Origin of the sequence: Pseudomonas sp. VI4.1, from assembly GCF_002029345.1 — a bacterium.
In the GTDB taxonomy this organism is placed as follows: domain Bacteria; phylum Pseudomonadota; class Gammaproteobacteria; order Pseudomonadales; family Pseudomonadaceae; genus Aquipseudomonas.
The window spans coordinates 46,701-61,430 of the sequence record NZ_MULM01000147.1 but is presented as its reverse complement, the minus strand read 5'-3'; the positions used below and the strand labels follow the sequence as shown (position 1 = coordinate 61,430).

13 protein-coding genes and 2 pseudogenes are annotated in these 14,730 nt (G+C 59.0%); 11 read left to right on the top strand and 4 right to left on the bottom strand.

Annotated features, from left to right (window positions below; genetic code table 11):
• Positions 1-602: electron transfer flavoprotein subunit alpha/FixB family protein (locus tag BZ163_RS13820; RefSeq protein ID WP_218190513.1), on the top strand; the 602-nt coding region annotated here is incomplete at its 5' end.
• A gap of 133 nt (positions 603-735) precedes the next feature.
• Positions 736-2,094 carry a carbohydrate porin gene (locus tag BZ163_RS13815; protein ID WP_128871373.1) on the top strand — a complete coding sequence of 453 codons (1,359 nt, stop codon included), beginning with the start codon at positions 736-738 and terminating at the stop codon, positions 2,092-2,094.
• A gap of 179 nt (positions 2,095-2,273) precedes the next feature.
• Here the strand turns inward: BZ163_RS13815 and BZ163_RS13810 are convergent, their stop codons facing one another.
• The 4 genes and pseudogenes from BZ163_RS13810 to BZ163_RS13795 form a co-directional block, all read right to left on the bottom strand.
• Positions 2,274-3,245, bottom strand: a complete 972-nt coding sequence (locus BZ163_RS13810) for an aldo/keto reductase (RefSeq protein ID WP_218190512.1) — start codon at positions 3,243-3,245, stop codon at positions 2,274-2,276.
• Between the two features lie 153 nt (positions 3,246-3,398).
• On the bottom strand, positions 3,399-3,788 hold the full coding sequence (locus BZ163_RS13805) for a heme-binding protein (RefSeq protein ID WP_128871371.1): 390 nt from the start codon (positions 3,786-3,788) through the stop codon (positions 3,399-3,401).
• Positions 3,789-4,047: 259 nt separating this feature from the next.
• Positions 4,048-4,173: pseudogene (locus BZ163_RS35610) on the bottom strand (helix-turn-helix domain-containing protein); the annotation flags it as partial.
• A gap of 90 nt (positions 4,174-4,263) precedes the next feature.
• Positions 4,264-5,607: an outer membrane beta-barrel protein gene (locus BZ163_RS13795; protein ID WP_128871370.1), complete on the bottom strand. Its 1,344-nt coding sequence runs from the start codon at positions 5,605-5,607 to the stop codon at positions 4,264-4,266.
• 352 nt (positions 5,608-5,959) lie between these two features.
• Here BZ163_RS13795 and BZ163_RS13790 point away from each other — a divergent pair, with 352 nt between their 5' ends.
• The 9 genes and pseudogenes from BZ163_RS13790 (at position 5,960) to BZ163_RS13750 (ending at position 14,663) form a co-directional block, all read left to right on the top strand.
• On the top strand, positions 5,960-6,457 hold the full coding sequence (locus tag BZ163_RS13790) for a hydroxyquinol 1,2-dioxygenase (protein ID WP_128871369.1): 498 nt from the start codon (positions 5,960-5,962) through the stop codon (positions 6,455-6,457).
• A 46-nt stretch (positions 6,458-6,503) separates the two neighbouring features.
• Complete coding sequence (locus BZ163_RS13785) at positions 6,504-7,526, top strand: hydroxyquinol 1,2-dioxygenase (protein ID WP_128871368.1); 1,023 nt, start codon at positions 6,504-6,506, stop codon at positions 7,524-7,526.
• Positions 7,527-7,617: 91 nt separating this feature from the next.
• Positions 7,618-9,081, top strand: a complete 1,464-nt coding sequence (locus BZ163_RS13780) for an aldehyde dehydrogenase family protein (RefSeq protein WP_128871367.1) — start codon at positions 7,618-7,620, stop codon at positions 9,079-9,081.
• A gap of 9 nt (positions 9,082-9,090) precedes the next feature.
• The gene (locus BZ163_RS13775; RefSeq protein WP_128871366.1) at positions 9,091-10,158 is read left to right on the top strand and encodes a maleylacetate reductase; all 1,068 of its coding nucleotides are present in this window, start codon (positions 9,091-9,093) and stop codon (positions 10,156-10,158) included.
• A 43-nt stretch (positions 10,159-10,201) separates the two neighbouring features.
• A complete protein-coding gene (locus BZ163_RS13770) occupies positions 10,202-11,077 on the top strand; it encodes a dioxygenase (protein WP_128871365.1) in 876 nt (291 codons plus the stop codon).
• Positions 11,074-11,386: pseudogene (locus BZ163_RS13765) on the top strand (YciI family protein). Before BZ163_RS13770 ends, BZ163_RS13765 begins: the two are co-directional and overlap by 4 nt.
• Positions 11,387-11,389: 3 nt before the next feature.
• The gene (locus BZ163_RS13760; protein ID WP_128871364.1) at positions 11,390-11,755 is read left to right on the top strand and encodes a Rieske 2Fe-2S domain-containing protein; all 366 of its coding nucleotides are present in this window, start codon (positions 11,390-11,392) and stop codon (positions 11,753-11,755) included.
• A gap of 15 nt (positions 11,756-11,770) precedes the next feature.
• Positions 11,771-12,688 (top strand): alpha/beta hydrolase, encoded by a 918-nt coding sequence (locus BZ163_RS13755; RefSeq protein WP_128871363.1) that lies wholly within the window; start codon positions 11,771-11,773, stop codon positions 12,686-12,688.
• A 52-nt stretch (positions 12,689-12,740) separates the two neighbouring features.
• On the top strand, positions 12,741-14,663 hold the full coding sequence (locus BZ163_RS13750) for an NAD(P)/FAD-dependent oxidoreductase (protein WP_128871362.1): 1,923 nt from the start codon (positions 12,741-12,743) through the stop codon (positions 14,661-14,663).
• Positions 14,664-14,730 lie beyond the last annotated feature (67 nt).

Below are 14,730 nucleotides of genomic sequence, written 5' to 3'. Positions count from 1 at the left end.
AGATCTCCGAGATCATCTCGGTAGAAAGCGCTGACACCTTCAAGCGCCCGATCTATGCCGGTAACGCCATCGCCACTGTGCAGTCAAATGCATCGGTCAAAGTGATCACCGTGCGGGCCACCGGTTTTGACCCGGTCGCCGCTGAAGGTGGTTCGGCATCGGTTGAAGCCGTTGCGGCTGCCCACGACGCTGGCATCTCCAGCTTCTTTGGCGAAGCACTGGCCAAGTCCGATCGCCCAGAACTGACCGCTGCCAAAATCGTCGTGTCCGGCGGTCGCGGTCTGCAGAACGGCGACAACTTCAAACACCTGTACGCCCTGGCCGACAAGCTGGGCGCTGCCGTCGGTGCTTCCCGCGCCGCGGTCGACGCCGGTTTCGTCCCCAACGACATGCAGGTCGGACAGACCGGCAAGATCGTTGCGCCACAGCTGTACATCGCGGTCGGTATCTCCGGCGCGATCCAGCACCTGGCCGGCATGAAAGACTCCAAGGTGATCGTTGCGATCAACAAGGACGAAGAAGCACCGATCTTCCAGGTGGCCGATTATGGCCTGGTGGCCGACTTGTTCGAGGCATTGCCGCAACTTCAGTCTTCGTTGTAAGCAATGAAGGAACGTTAGTTACACAATGATTTAAACGCTGTCAGTGAATCGACGCGGCATGTTTTCAAACATGCCGTGATCGAAGGGTTGTGCGCTCAAGACTCATATTAATAACAACAGAGGTCGCCACAAAATGTATAACGCTCATTCGCGCGGGAGGCTTTCCTGCGCCCTGATTACGGGTTTCATTGCTACCGGTTCAGCATTATCCATGTCCAGCCAGGCGAGTGCGGCGGGGCCTTTCGACCCCGATGCAGCGGGTATGACAGGTGATTGGGGAGGCACACGCAACGAACTTCTGCAGAAGGGTTATGACTTCACCCTCGATTATGTCGGGGAGCTGGGTTACAACGCCCACGGCGGTTACAACCAGGATCGAACGGCACGCTGGAGCGGGCAGTTCACCTTGGGCGCGAAACTGGACCTGGAGAAGATTTTCGGTTGGCACGACGCAACCTTCAAGCTGGCGATCACCGAACGGGAAGGTCGTAACATCACCAATGACCGCATCAGCGACCCGCGTGCGCCGATGTATTCCTCGACCCAGGAAGTCTGGGGCAGGGGGCAGACGTGGCGGTTGACGCAGATGTGGATCAGCCAGTCGTACCTTGACCAGAAACTCAACGTCAAATTCGGACGTTTCGGTGAAGGCGAGGATTTCAACAGCTTTCCCTGCGACTTCCAGAACCTGGCCTTGTGCGGCTCGCAAATGGGCAACTGGGCGGGGAGCGGAATCTGGTACAACTGGCCGATTTCGCAGTGGGCCGGGCGAGTCAAATATGAGCTGGCACCGCAAGTGTTCGTGCAAGTGGGCGCTTACGAGCACAACCCGTCGCTGCTGGAGGACAACAATGGCTTCAAGCTGAACTTGAGTGGCGGTAAAGGTTTGATCCTGCCGATCGAGTTGCTCTGGACGCCGACGGTGAACGCGTTGTCTGGCGAATATCGGGTCGGCGCCTATTACAGCACAGCCGATGCAACCGACGTTGAAAGCCGTGAAGTGCCGGGTGATGTTTCCAGCGACCTGGTCTCACGCGACAGCAAATACGGTTACTGGATGGTCGCGCAGCAGCAGGTCACCACGCATGGCGGTGATCCCGCACGTGGTTTGTCGCTGTTCGCCAACGTCACGGTGCAGGATCGGGAAACCAGTCAGGTCGGGCATTTTATTCAGGCCGGCTTGACCTATAAAGGTCTGTTCGATGCCCGTCCCCAGGACGACCTCGGGTTGGGTGTGGCGCGGGTCAGCACCAACTCGCGATATCGCAATAATCAAAAAGCCCTCAACCAGGCCAACAACCAGACGGACTATGACAACCCCGCCTATCAGCCGGTGCAAGGCAACGAGTATGACGCCGAGTTGTACTATGGCGTCCATGCGACGAAGTGGTTGATCATCCGTCCCAATGTCCAGTACGTAAGCAATCCGGGAGGCGTCAGCGAGGTGGATAATGCCTGGGTAGCGGGGGTGAAAATCCAGAGCAGTTTTTAGCCCCTTGGCCTTCGCTGGCAAGCCAGCTCCTACATGGATTAGCGGCGTACAGATCAATGGTGGCCTCCGCCAAACTCTGTGGGAGCCGGCTTGCTGGCGAAGGCGTCTGCATGGGCGGTGCAAGGCTTAAGGCCCCACGCATTAAAGCCACGACACCAGGTCGTGGCTTTTTTCAGTCATCAGTGTGGAGTCGGCGCGTCTTCCCTCAGTAAACCTTTATGCTTGAGTTCCGCCCAGAACTCGACGGGAATCGGGTGACTGAACCATTCAAGATTCTTCTCCAGTTGTTCCGGGGTCCGGGTACCTGCGACGAATGAAGGAATAGCCGGGTGAGCCACCACGAATTGCATGGCGGCGGCCGGTAGAGGCACGCCATAGGCTTTGCAAACCCCTTCGATTGCACGAACACGCTCCAAGATCGGGGCCGGAGCCGGGGCATAGTTATAGCGGGCGCCCTCGATGGCGCCAGTGGCCAATATGCCTGAATTGAACCCGCCTCCGATCAGAACGGCGGCCCCTCGTTTCTCGCACAGCGGCAAGAACTCATCGAGCGAGTCCTGCTCGAGCAGCGTGTAGCGACCGGCCAGCAGAAAGCAGTCGAAATCCCGCTGTTGCAGGGCTTCATGGCAGACTTGCCATTCGTTGACCCCAACGCCAATGGCTTTGACCACTCCTTCGTCGCGTAACTGTGAAAGCGCACGCCAGGCGCCGTCCATGGCTTGCTTGAAGACCTCGGGCTGCTCCGATCCACGGGTAAACACGTCAATGTCATGGATGAAGCAAATGTCTATCCGCTCCAGCGCCAACCTCTGCAGCGAGTCTTCGAACGAGCGCATGGTGCCGTCATAGCTGTAGTCGAAGGTCATTTCGTTCGGGGCCGCGTTGCTCCAGGGACTGAAGTCGATTTGCGAACGCGGTTTGGCCTTGAGCACGCGTCCGACCTTGGAGGAGATCACGAACTCATCGCGATTTTTCCAGCGCAATGAATGTCCCGTGCGCAGTTCGGCCAGACCGTGCCCATACATGGGGGCTGTGTCGAAGAGGCGGACGCCACCTTCCCAGGCACGTTGGAACATCGCATCGGACGTGGCTTCGTCGGTGGGACGAAACAGGTTGCCGACGGGGGAGGTTCCAAAGGCAAATCGGGTCACATCCAGGTTCACTCGCGAGTTTTGTTGTTGTAGACGGCTGCATGAGTCATTCCTCAAGTAGATAACGGTTTGAAGTTGATGGTGGCCAACGCGCTGGCGTTGGCCACCCTTCGTGAATGCTTTAACGGTAGATGGGCCAGGGTTTGAGCGAACTCAGGGTCGTCCAGCGCGCAGGGCAATGTCCTGGTCCGCCTCGACCGTCGCACCCGAGATCCCGAGTCCACCGATGACCTTGCCGTGGGCGTCGTGCAGGACGATGCCGCCGCCGAAGCTGATCAGCCCGCCATTGGTGCCCTCCAGGCTGTAGATATCGCCGCCTGGCTGAGCCCGTACACCAAGCTCAGCGCTGTCGGTACGAAACAGCGCCGCGGTGCGGGCTTTCTTGATCGCGACCTCTATTGCGCCGGGTATGGCGTCATCCATCCGCAGGAAGGCCCGAAGCAGGCCCGACTCATCGACCACACTGATGCAGATTGCGAAACCTTGCTCGTTCGCCAGCGCTATCGCGCGGCTTACAATTTCCCGGGACTGTTGATCCAGCATGTCTGGCTCCTTGATGTGAACGGTTAGGAGTCCTGATCATCCGGGGGCTTGGTGCTGGCGTGAAGGTGGTAGAGGCGGTTGGGAGGGAAAGTTTGATGATGTCGAATATTCAGGCCGTCGAGCCTCTTGAGTGGGGCCCTTTCAATCAGAAAACAACTCGAACATCAGCTGGCGCAACTAACGATTGGCCGGGTCCTTGTTGCGCCCCTAACTGACTGGGGCGACGCCGAGCATGTGCTGCTCGAATCCACCCCAGCCTCTAGCCTTCGAGTCCGATTTTTTTCAGGCGATAGTCTAAAGCCGGGCGGCTTAGTCCCAGCAGGCGTGCGGCCCCGGAGACGTTCTGCTTGGACTGGCGCATAGCCTCTTGTATCAGGCTGTCCTCGGGGCGAATCGATCGCGCGGACGCCAAACCGCATCGATAGCCTCGCCGCGGTTCGTTCACGTAGCGCAAGTAGGGTTTCGGTGACAGCGGTCAAAAATAATAAAGCGCTTGCACAGTCGCTGTAGCTTGTTTGCGGTCCCTGCCATTGCCAAAGGGGTTGTCATCATCGCTGCCGGTGAACCAGTCATATCGGATTTCAGGGCGCAACGATAAATTTCGCGTTGCTTCATAGCGAAATCCCAAGGTCAGGGCATTAAATGCACCGTGTGCTATTGATACGGGGAATAGCGCGAAGCCGTCGGGGTCCGCGAAATGTTCCGCCCTCGCCGAGAAGATAAGGTCGCTGCGATAGTGATAGCTCAGAGAACTATTGACGCCCCACCAGTGAGCGCCTGAGAACCGCGGGCCGGTCACGATGTCGACAGTATCAACTTTGCCGTCGCCACTTTGGTGTCCATACACCGCCTCGGCGCCGATAGACCAGTGCTGGTCAAGCGCGAACCAGCCATTCAGTGAATGTTGCTGTTTGAGTTGGCCACTTGATGATATCAACCGAGAAGTGGGGGCTTGAATATCATCGATAGATTTATTCTGTTCGTCGCCAATAATAAACTCATAATCGATCCATCCTCGCATATCGGCTCTGCGCCAACGTATTGCGCCTAATATTGATTTGCTGTCGTTATTGTCTCTCAGGTTATTCCAGCCCTGCACAATTCCTATTTCGCCGCCGAGCAGACTTGATTGCGTAGTCATCAATCTAGTGCCCAAAACCACGCCGCTGACGGTTGCTGGCTCGGTTACAAATGCGTAGGTTTTGGTAGCAAAAGCGTTGCGCGCAATCCGGATGTTCGGCGGTATCTCGTAGCCTACGCCTGGTCCGAAGATCCCGGCCATGACGCTGATCCCTGTGCCAACAGGCAAATAGGCCGTACCAAACAAGTCGGGAAATGCGTAGAAGTTTTGCCGGCGTCGCTGAGCTTTGGCGGGGTCTGATGCACCAGGTTCATTCACCCCCCAATGCTCATCCCAACCTGTGGTTCGCGCAAATTGACCGTCGCGGCCATAGAGCAACCCAAAAGTGAAGCCGAATGACGTATCGGTCGGCTGCGGTCCTGGTAATGGCGTAGCGCGCGGAACATAGGTGGTATTAAGAGGCTTTTCAATGAATAAGTTGAAAAAGGATAACTGGAACTTTTCGTCGGCGTATCCTGCCACGGGCAAATTGGTCAGGCCACCATGGCGCTCACTAGCGGTCGATGTATTGTTGCGGGAATACCCTGCATCCACGACGCCGTAAATCCTGATGCCGGTATCTCTCTCCAATCCAGGTATAAGCCAGGTTGCCAAGTCACCTTCTCCAGGCTGAGAGGGAGGCGCCGCGCACAGGGTGCATGAAAACACCGCGCACAGTGATGCGATAGGAATACGCATAGAGCATTTACCTTATTGTTATTGTTTAAAGTCGATCAGACAGAGCTGGAACGATTCGAAGATCGTCTAAATGGTGGTTGGATACTCATGGCTTGGCCTGTTCTTTTTATAGTCGAGTACCCAGACGGTAAGTTCATCGCCCTTGCACAACAAGGACAATATTGCGAAATGACTGTTCGTCAAAAACGAACAACTGATCCATCACCGCCTCTACGCTCAAGCGAGCTGCAGGGTTTCAGCAATACTGTTCGCGTTTCGCGAACAGTCATTTCGCTCATAATGGCCTTGTTAGGACACGGGGACGCGGCTTAACGTTTAGCCACTCAACACAAAAATAAACAGGGCTAAAACGATGAGTACCCAACCTGCATTCAATACGGTTTTCGGCTCGCTGGCGCAGTACACCAAGGGCTCGATTGAACTGGTCACTGGCAAAAAAAGCCACTATGCCTTTTCCAATATTTTCGAAGTCGCCGCGCAATCGGCACCCTACGAGAAAGTCGTCGTAGGCCTTAATCTCGGCTATGTGATCGAAGCCATCCGCGCTGAAGGCACTTCCCCTTGGTTCACCTGCGCCCACGACGAATTCGTCATCGCCGTTGACGGCATTGTTCGCGTCGACTTTCTCAAGCTCGACGCGGCAACGGCCCAAGGCGACGGCACCCAGCTGGCCGGTGAACTGCCTAAAGGTCGGCCGATGGGCTACGTGCTCCTCAAGCGCGGCCATCAGGCGCTGCTACCGGCCGGCTGCGCTTACCGCTTTGAAGCGAGCATCCCCTGCGTGCTCCTGCAGCAAACCGTACAGGGCTCCCTCAGCATCGAGAGGTGGGCTGACATCTGCTTGAAATGATTGTGTTCTGACCTCGACATTAATCCAAAAATAACAGGAGCCGATCATGGCTATGCTCGAAGCAGTTGAAACTGAAAGTGCACTTATCTTTGATACCCTGGTAGATGCCAGTGCCGCTCACCCAGTCACCGGTTACAAAGCGTTTAACCTGGGCTCCTTCAAGCTCTCACGAGATGAATACTTCGCTCGCATCGAATGGCCGGCCAAGGGAGAGCAACGCTCGCACTTGATCCCCGCCGATGCATTCCTGCGTGCGGTGATGCGCGATGTGGCGTGGGGCTTCTTCTACGGCTGGGTCAACTTCGACCACGTCGTCGGCACCCGCAATCTGTACGGCAAAGTCGACATGTACGCGGGTACCTTCAATGGCGTGCTGAAAGCAGCAGGTGTCGACTATACCGAGCAGTTCGATACGCCGCAGATCATGGCCACTTTCAAGTCGATCCTGCGCGACTGGACCAACGCCGGCTTTGACCCGTTTGCCGCGCCTAGCGAAACCGGTACGGCGTTTGGCCGCAAAAACGGCGATAACATCGAGGCGATCGAGCGCTTCCGCGTTGCCACCCGCCGCATGCCAGGCTTGGAAGGAGATTCACCACTGCGCGACGACCTGCCGGTCAACCGCCATTTCGCCGATGTAGCCCAGGACGAACCCGAGGTACATGCCGCCGAAGGTTTTGAAGGCCAACTGCATGCCTTCAGTCTATACAAGTATCTGTCACGCTCTGACGTGAGCTGGAACCCGTCGGTAACTTCGGTGTGCGGCACCAGTCTGTTCTGCCCGACCACCGAAGAGTTCATCCTGCCGATTGTCCATGGCAATGACCGGATCGAGTGGTTCTTGCAGCTCAGCGACGAGATCGTCTGGGATATTGGCGACAAGGATGATGGCAATCCTCGTGCGCGGATCACCATGCGTGCCGGCGACATCTGCGCGATGCCCGCCGACATCCGTCACCAGGGTTACTCGACTAAGCGCTCGATGCTGCTGGTCTGGGAGAACGCCACGCCTAACCTGCCTCAGCGTTACGAAAGCGGCGAACTCAAGCCGTACCCCGTCGAATTCTAATCACCGCAGCCCAGCGATTCAGGCTGGGCCGGCATTCCCATACCAGTGCATTTCACAGTGCCTATCCAGGCACTGCAGGGAGTCTTTGCTCATGCAAAACCAATTGTTCATTGATGGCCAGTTCGTCCCCGCCCTCGAAGGGGGCGAGATCGATGTCGTCAATCCTACCAATGGCGAGCTGATCACGCGCATTGCCGCGGCGCAGGCCGAAGACGTTGATCTCGCCGTGGCAGCCGCCAAGCGCGCATTCCCAGCCTGGGCTGCCACGCCGGGCGCTGAGCGGGGGCGTCTGCTTTTGAAGCTGGCCGATCGCATCGAGGCTTGCAGCGATGAGCTGGCGCATCTGGAGTCGTTGGATACCGGCCATCCCCTACGTGATTCACGGATCCTCGACGTACCGCGCACCGCCGCCTGTTTCCGCTATTTTGGCGGTATCGCCGACAAGATCGAAGGCAAGGTTATTCCGGTGGATGCCGGCTTTCTCAATTACGTGCAGCGCAAGCCGATCGGTGTTGTGGGGCAGATCGTGCCGTGGAATTTTCCGCTGATGTTCACCAGCTGGAAGATGGGCCCGGCGCTGGCCGCGGGTAATACAGTGGTGCTGAAACCGTCGGAGCTGACGCCACTTTCGACGCTGCGCATCGCCGAGCTGATGAAAGAAGTGGGCTTTCCAGACGGCGTGGTCAATATCGTCCCAGGCTATGGCCATACCGCCGGGCAACGCCTGGCCGAACACCCCGATGTCGGCAAGATCGCCTTCACCGGTTCTACCGCCACCGGGCGGCGCATCGTCGAAGCTTCCCAGGGCAACCTGAAACGCGTGCAACTGGAGTTGGGCGGAAAGGGGGCCAACATCGTCTTCGAAGACGCCAACCTCGACGCCGCAGTCAACGGCGCGGCCTGGGCGATCTTCCACAATCAGGGCCAAGCCTGCATCGCAGGTTCGCGGTTGTTGTTGCAAGACAGCATCGCCGATGAGTTTCTTGAGCGCTTTGTCACCTTGGCCAGGTCCATCCGCCTGGGCGATCCCCTGGACCCGAATACCGAAATGGGCCCACTGACCTCTGCGTTGCACCGCGACCGCGTGCTGTCGTTCGGCGACATCGCTCGCGAGCAGGGCGGCCGCGTCCTCACCGGAGGCAAGGCGCCGAGCGATCCCGAGTTGGCCTCGGGTTTTTATATCGAGCCGACCATCGTTGAAGCCAAGCCAAGTGACCGTGTGGCCCAGGAAGAGGTGTTCGGCCCCTTCGTGACCGTGCTGCGGTTTTCCACCGAGGAAGAGGCGCTCGAGATAGCCAACGGAACGGCGTACGGATTAGGCAGTGGTCTGTGGACCCGTGACCTGCAGCGCGCCCATCGTGTGGCGGAAAAAATCAACGTCGGCATGTGCTGGATCAACTGCTACAAGCGTGTCAGCCCTGGCAGCCCGTTTGGCGGTCTGGGTCAATCCGGTTATGGCCGGGAGATGGGCTTCGAGGCCATCCACGACTACACCGAGGCTCGCTCGGTATGGGTCAACGTCGATGCCAAAATCCTTCCCCACTACCCGCGCTGAGGCGACCTCATGAACGCATTCATCTATCAAGGCACGCCGACCCGAGTGATTTTCGGTGCCGGTAAACTGGCCAGCCTCAGTGACGAAATCCAGCGCCTGGGCGCCCGTCGCGCGCTGATCCTGACCACCCCGGAGCAACAGGAACTGGGCGAACAGGTCGCCAGGTTACTGGGTGATCGCAGCGCGGGTGTCTATCCCTACGCGGTGATGCACGTGCCGCTGGAAACAGCACAAGCGGCCCGCGAGGAGGCCGTGCGCCGCGAAGCGGATTGCTGCGTGGCCGTAGGCGGTGGTTCGACCATCGGCCTGGGCAAGGCGATTGCCATGGACAGCGGTTTGCCGATCCTGGCGGTCCCAACCACTTACGCTGGATCGGAGATGACCCCGATCTATGGCCTCACCGAAAACCGCCTGAAGAAAACTGGGCGAGACCAGCGCGTCCTGCCCAAGACCGTGATTTATGACCCGGAGCTGACGTTGACTCTGCCGGTAGGTATGTCGGCCTGCTCGGGCATGAACGCCATGGCCCATGCGATTGAAGCCCTGTATGCCGAAGATGCCAATCCGGTGATCTCGTTGATGGCCGAAGAATCGATCCGCGCCTTGGCACAGGCACTGCCGAAAATCGTCGATGACCCGCAAAACGTCGAGGCCCGTGGCCAGGCGTTGCAAGGCGCATGGTTGGCCGGTATCTGCCTGGGCTCGGTGGGTATGGCGGTCCACCACAAGTTGTGCCACACCCTCGGCGGTACCTTCAACCTGCCACACGCCCAAGCCCACGCCATCGTCCTGCCCCATGCGGCGCATTACAACCGCAGTGCAGCGGCCGAGCCGTTACGCCGCGCTGCACGAGCGCTGGGTGGTGAGCACGCCGATGAAGTGGGGCCATTGTTGTACGAGTTGAACCGTCGCCTTGGCATTCCACTCGCGTTGGCCGAGATCGGCTTTCCCGAGCAAGGCCCGGCCGAAGCGGCGCGCATTGCCTGCGCCAGCCCTTACTACAACCCGCGCCCGTTCGAACAGGATGCCATTGAGGCATTGCTGACCCGAGCGCTGAAGGGGCAAGCACCGGCCTGAGGGTGGTGCCGCTTTCCAACGATTGCCACACGAGAATAACAAGATGAATAACCTCGACTTGTCTTCCGAGCGCGAGATAACCATGCGCGCCATCAACAGCTTTGCGCAAACTCCCGATGCACGTCTGCGTTTTTTGCTGGAGAAACTGGTGTCGCATCTGCACCAGTTTGCCAGTGAAGTCGAGCTTAATGAGGCCGAATGGTTGCAGGCGATCCGGTTCCTGACAGCCACCGGGCAGAAGTGTGACGACGTGGTTCGCCAGGAATTTATTCTGCTCTCGGATGTGCTGGGGCTGTCCATGTTAGTCGACGCCATCCAGCACCGCGGTGCCGTAGAGGCGACGCAGAGCACGGTGTTCGGGCCGTTCTACATGGCCGGTATGCCCGAACGGGAATACGGCGAAAACATGGCGCTGATTCCTGGCAGCGCCTCGTTGATCACCGGTTACGTGCGCGATGCTTGTGGCAACCCCTTGCCGGGGGCCACCCTGGACGTGTGGCAGACCGCGGAAAACGGTCAGTACTCGGGTCAGGATCTCGCGCAGCCGCACGGCAACCTGCGCGGTCGTTACCACGCCGATGAACAGGGGCGCTATGCGATTCGCAGCGTGGTGCCGGTAAGTTATCCGATCCCCACCGACGGCCCGGTTGGCGACCTGCTGAAGGCCAGCGGCCGCCATCCGTGGCGGCCGGCGCATCAGCATTTCATGCTGGATGCGAGGGGGCATCGCCGACTGGTGACCCATCTGTTCAACGACGACGATCCCTATATCGATTCTGACGCAGTATTTGGGGTCAAGGATTCGCTGCGGGTCTTGTACGAACCACGGTCCGTCAGCGATCCCTTGGCCGAGCAGTTCGATATCGGCACGGATTTCCACATCGCGAGTTTCGACTTCGTCCTGGAGGCCACGGCATGAATCATTTCTTTGCCATCTTCGCCACCGACAAGCCCGACCGCGGGCCTTTGCGCAGCGAGATCCGCCCTTTGCATCGTGAGTATCTGCGCGAGCCCCACCCGCATCGCGTGGTGGTGCGCTTGGGCGGGCCGACGTTGAACGGCTGCGAAGGCGTCATGAATGGCACTTTGCTGGTAGTGGAGGCAGGTAGTTTAAGCGAGGCCGAGGCTTTTTTTTGCCGATGATCCTTATGCCCGGGCAGGGCTGTTCGAGCGCGTCGAGATCCGGCCCTGGTACTGGGGCTTGGGTAATCCCCAAATGGGAGCGTGAGCCATGGCAGATATTCGGCTGTGCGCTTTCGATCAGGTGCCCGATGGCGGAGCACTCGGGTTTGAGGCGACGCTGCGGGGCCAGGCCACTGCCGTGATCGCAGTGCGACGGGGCACGCAGGTGTGGGTCTACCGTAACCGCTGCCCGCATTTTTCCATCCCCTTGGACTATCAACCGGGGCTGTTCAGCACCTACCAGACACGACTGCTGATGTGCGCGCATCACGGGGCGATGTTCCGTTTCGAAGATGGCCGCTGCATCGATGGACCTTGTGAGGGCGCGAACCTGGACAGTGTCCCGGTGTATGAGCAGGACGGGGTGCTGTGGTTGGCCGAGGTTCACAACGCACCCGAGCAGGTGCACCCATGACAGGAGAGCAACGCTATGACGCTTGATGTCGAGTCTGCCCGATTGCTTGAGCAATTGGCCGAGAGCGGCCTGAAACCGTTTCATTTGATGAATCCCTACGAGGCTCGTGAAGTCATGGCGAGCCTGCGTCCGTTGGCTCAGGGGCCAACCATGCACAGCGTCGAGGACGTGCAATTGGGCGGGACACGCCTGCGTGTATTGACGCCCAGCGCCTCGGTACGCGGCGCCATCCTCTACCTGCATGGCGGGGGCTGGGTTGTGGGTGGGCTCGATGACTTCGACCACTTCGCTCGCCAGTTGGCGCACCGTACCGACTGCACCGTCGTCCTCGTCGATTACCGCCTGGCCCCGGAGTTTCCTTTTCCGGCTGCCCTCGATGACGTTGAGCGCGCCGCTCAGTGGCTGATGGACCGTCGCGAGCAGCTCGCCGGCTCGGCCAACGGCACGTTGATAGTCGCGGGCGACAGTGCCGGCGGCAACCTGGCGGCCGTGTTCGCCCAGCGTGCTGCCCAGCGAGGCCAGTTGCGCTGGGCCTTGCAGGTGTTGATCTATCCGGCGACCCAGGCTGATCTCGATGGGCCTGGTTATCTCGACCCGCAACGGCAACTGCTGCTGACCCGTGAGGACATGCGTTGGTTCTGGGATCACTACCTGCCGGATGCCGACGAGCGCCAGCAGGTTTCGGCATCACCGTTAGCGGCAAAGGACTTTCGTGGCGTGCCACCGGCGGTGGTGCTGACTGCGGAATTCGATGTGCTGCGCGACGAAGGCCAAGCCTACGCCAACCGGCTGGCGCAGGCCGGCATCGTTGTGAGTGAACGCTGTTTCAGCGGGCAGATGCACGGCTTCGTGACCATTCCTTTCCTGCGTGCCAGCCGCGAGGCGCTGGATTGGCTGAGTGACCAGATCGATCCCTGGTTGCAGGCCGTTTAAACCCCGTACGACCGATCAATGATCCCCGACAACAAGAACAAGAGGTTTACCCATGAGCGCCTATAACACTACTTTGGCTTCCCTTGACTGTGATGAAGAAACCCTGCGTGGCCATTTGCAGGGGGCCGATATTCCGACCTTACTGATGACTGTCGCGCACCTGACCGGCGACCTCGATGTGCTCAAGCCGGACTGGAAACCTGTAGTTGCCATGGGCGTCGCAGGAAGCGGGATGAGCCCCGATGTCGAAGCCGAGGTGCGTGAATTCTGCCTGCTCCGGCTATTGGCTTTCCGCGACAGCGGGTTGCCCGTGCCGGCGCGCCCGACCAGCGACCAGCTGCATGCCTTGGGGACTTGGTTGATGGGTCCTGTCATCGAGCCCTATCTGCCGCTGGTCGCCGAAGAACTGGTGACCGCCGAAGAGGACCCTCGCGCCCCACGCTGGCATAAAGAACATGTGGCCGCCGACCGTGACTTCAAGGTGGTAATCATTGGCGCTGGGGAGAGCGGCATGATCGCGGCGCTGCGTTTCAAACAGGCGGGTGTACCCTTCGTTGTCTATGAGAAAGGCTCCGATGTCGGCGGTACCTGGCGCGAAAATACCTACCCGGGTTGCCGCATCGACATCAACAGTTTCTTTTACAGCTTCTCTTTTGCCCGCAGCACCTGGGACGATTGTTTCGCCCCCGGCCCGCAGGTGTTCGGTTACATGCAGGCGGTGGCGCGGGAGAAAGGGCTGTATGAGCATATTCAGTTCAACACCGAAGTCACCGATGCCCATTGGGACGAAGACAGCCAGCGTTGGAACATGCTCTGCCGCAACAGTACAGGGCAGACTCGCGTCGACAGCAACGTGGTGGTGTTTGCAGTAGGGCAATTAAATCGGCCGATGATTCCGGCGATCCCCGGCATCGAGACCTTCGATGGTCCGGCCTTCCACTCGGCGCAGTGGGATCACAACGTCGACTGGAGCGGAAAGCGGGTTGGTGTGATCGGCACTGGAGCGAGTGCTGCCCAGTTTATTCCGCAACTGGCCAAGACGGCTGCCGATCTGAAGGTCTTTGCCCGCACCACCAACTGGCTGTTGCCCACGCCTGACCTGCACGAGAAAATCTCCGACAGTTGCAAGTGGTTACTTACCAATTTGCCCAACTACAGCCTGTGGTATCGGGCGGCCATGGTGATGCCGCAGAGTGTCGGTTTCCTCGAAGACGTGGTGGTCGATGTCGATTACCCTCCGACCGAGGTCGCGGTGTCGGCGCGCAACGATCAATTGCGCCAGGCAATCAGCGCCTGGATGGAGCCACAATTTGCCGACCGGCCTGATCTGCGCGATGTGCTGATTCCGGATTCTCCGGTCGGCGGCAAGCGCATCATCCGCGACAATGGCACTTGGATCTCGACGCTCAAACGCGACAACGTCAGCATGATTCGTCTGCCGATCGAGGCCATCACGCCCAAGGGCATTTGCTGTGTGGACGGCACTGAGCACGAGTTCGACGTAATCGTCTATGGCACCGGCTTTCACGCTTCCAAGTTCCTCATGCCGATCAACATTACCGGGCGTGACGGCCTGGCCTTGCATGAGGTCTGGAAGGATGACGACGCGCGGGCCTATATGGGTATGACAGTGCCTGGATTCCCCAACATGTTCTGCATGTACGGGCCCAACACAGGGCTGGTGGTGTACAGCACCATTATTCAATTCTCCGAGTTCACCGCGACATATATCGTCGATGCCGTGCGTCTGTTGCTGGAGCGGGGGCACCAGAGCATGGAGATCAAGCCGCAGGTGTTCGAGAGCTACAACCAGAGGGTCGACCACGCCAATGGCTTGCGCGCCTGGGGCTTCTCCAAGGTCAACAGTTGGTACAAGAACAGCAAAGGGCGGGTCACCCAGAACTTCCCGTTCAACGCAGTAGAGTTCTGGCGCCGGACTCATGAAGTCGAGCCGACCGATTACCACCTTTCCTGATCGCTTCGCTGGCGAGATCACCGGCACAGCCTTACTATGAAACGGCAGGCTGTGCCGGACTCACCTA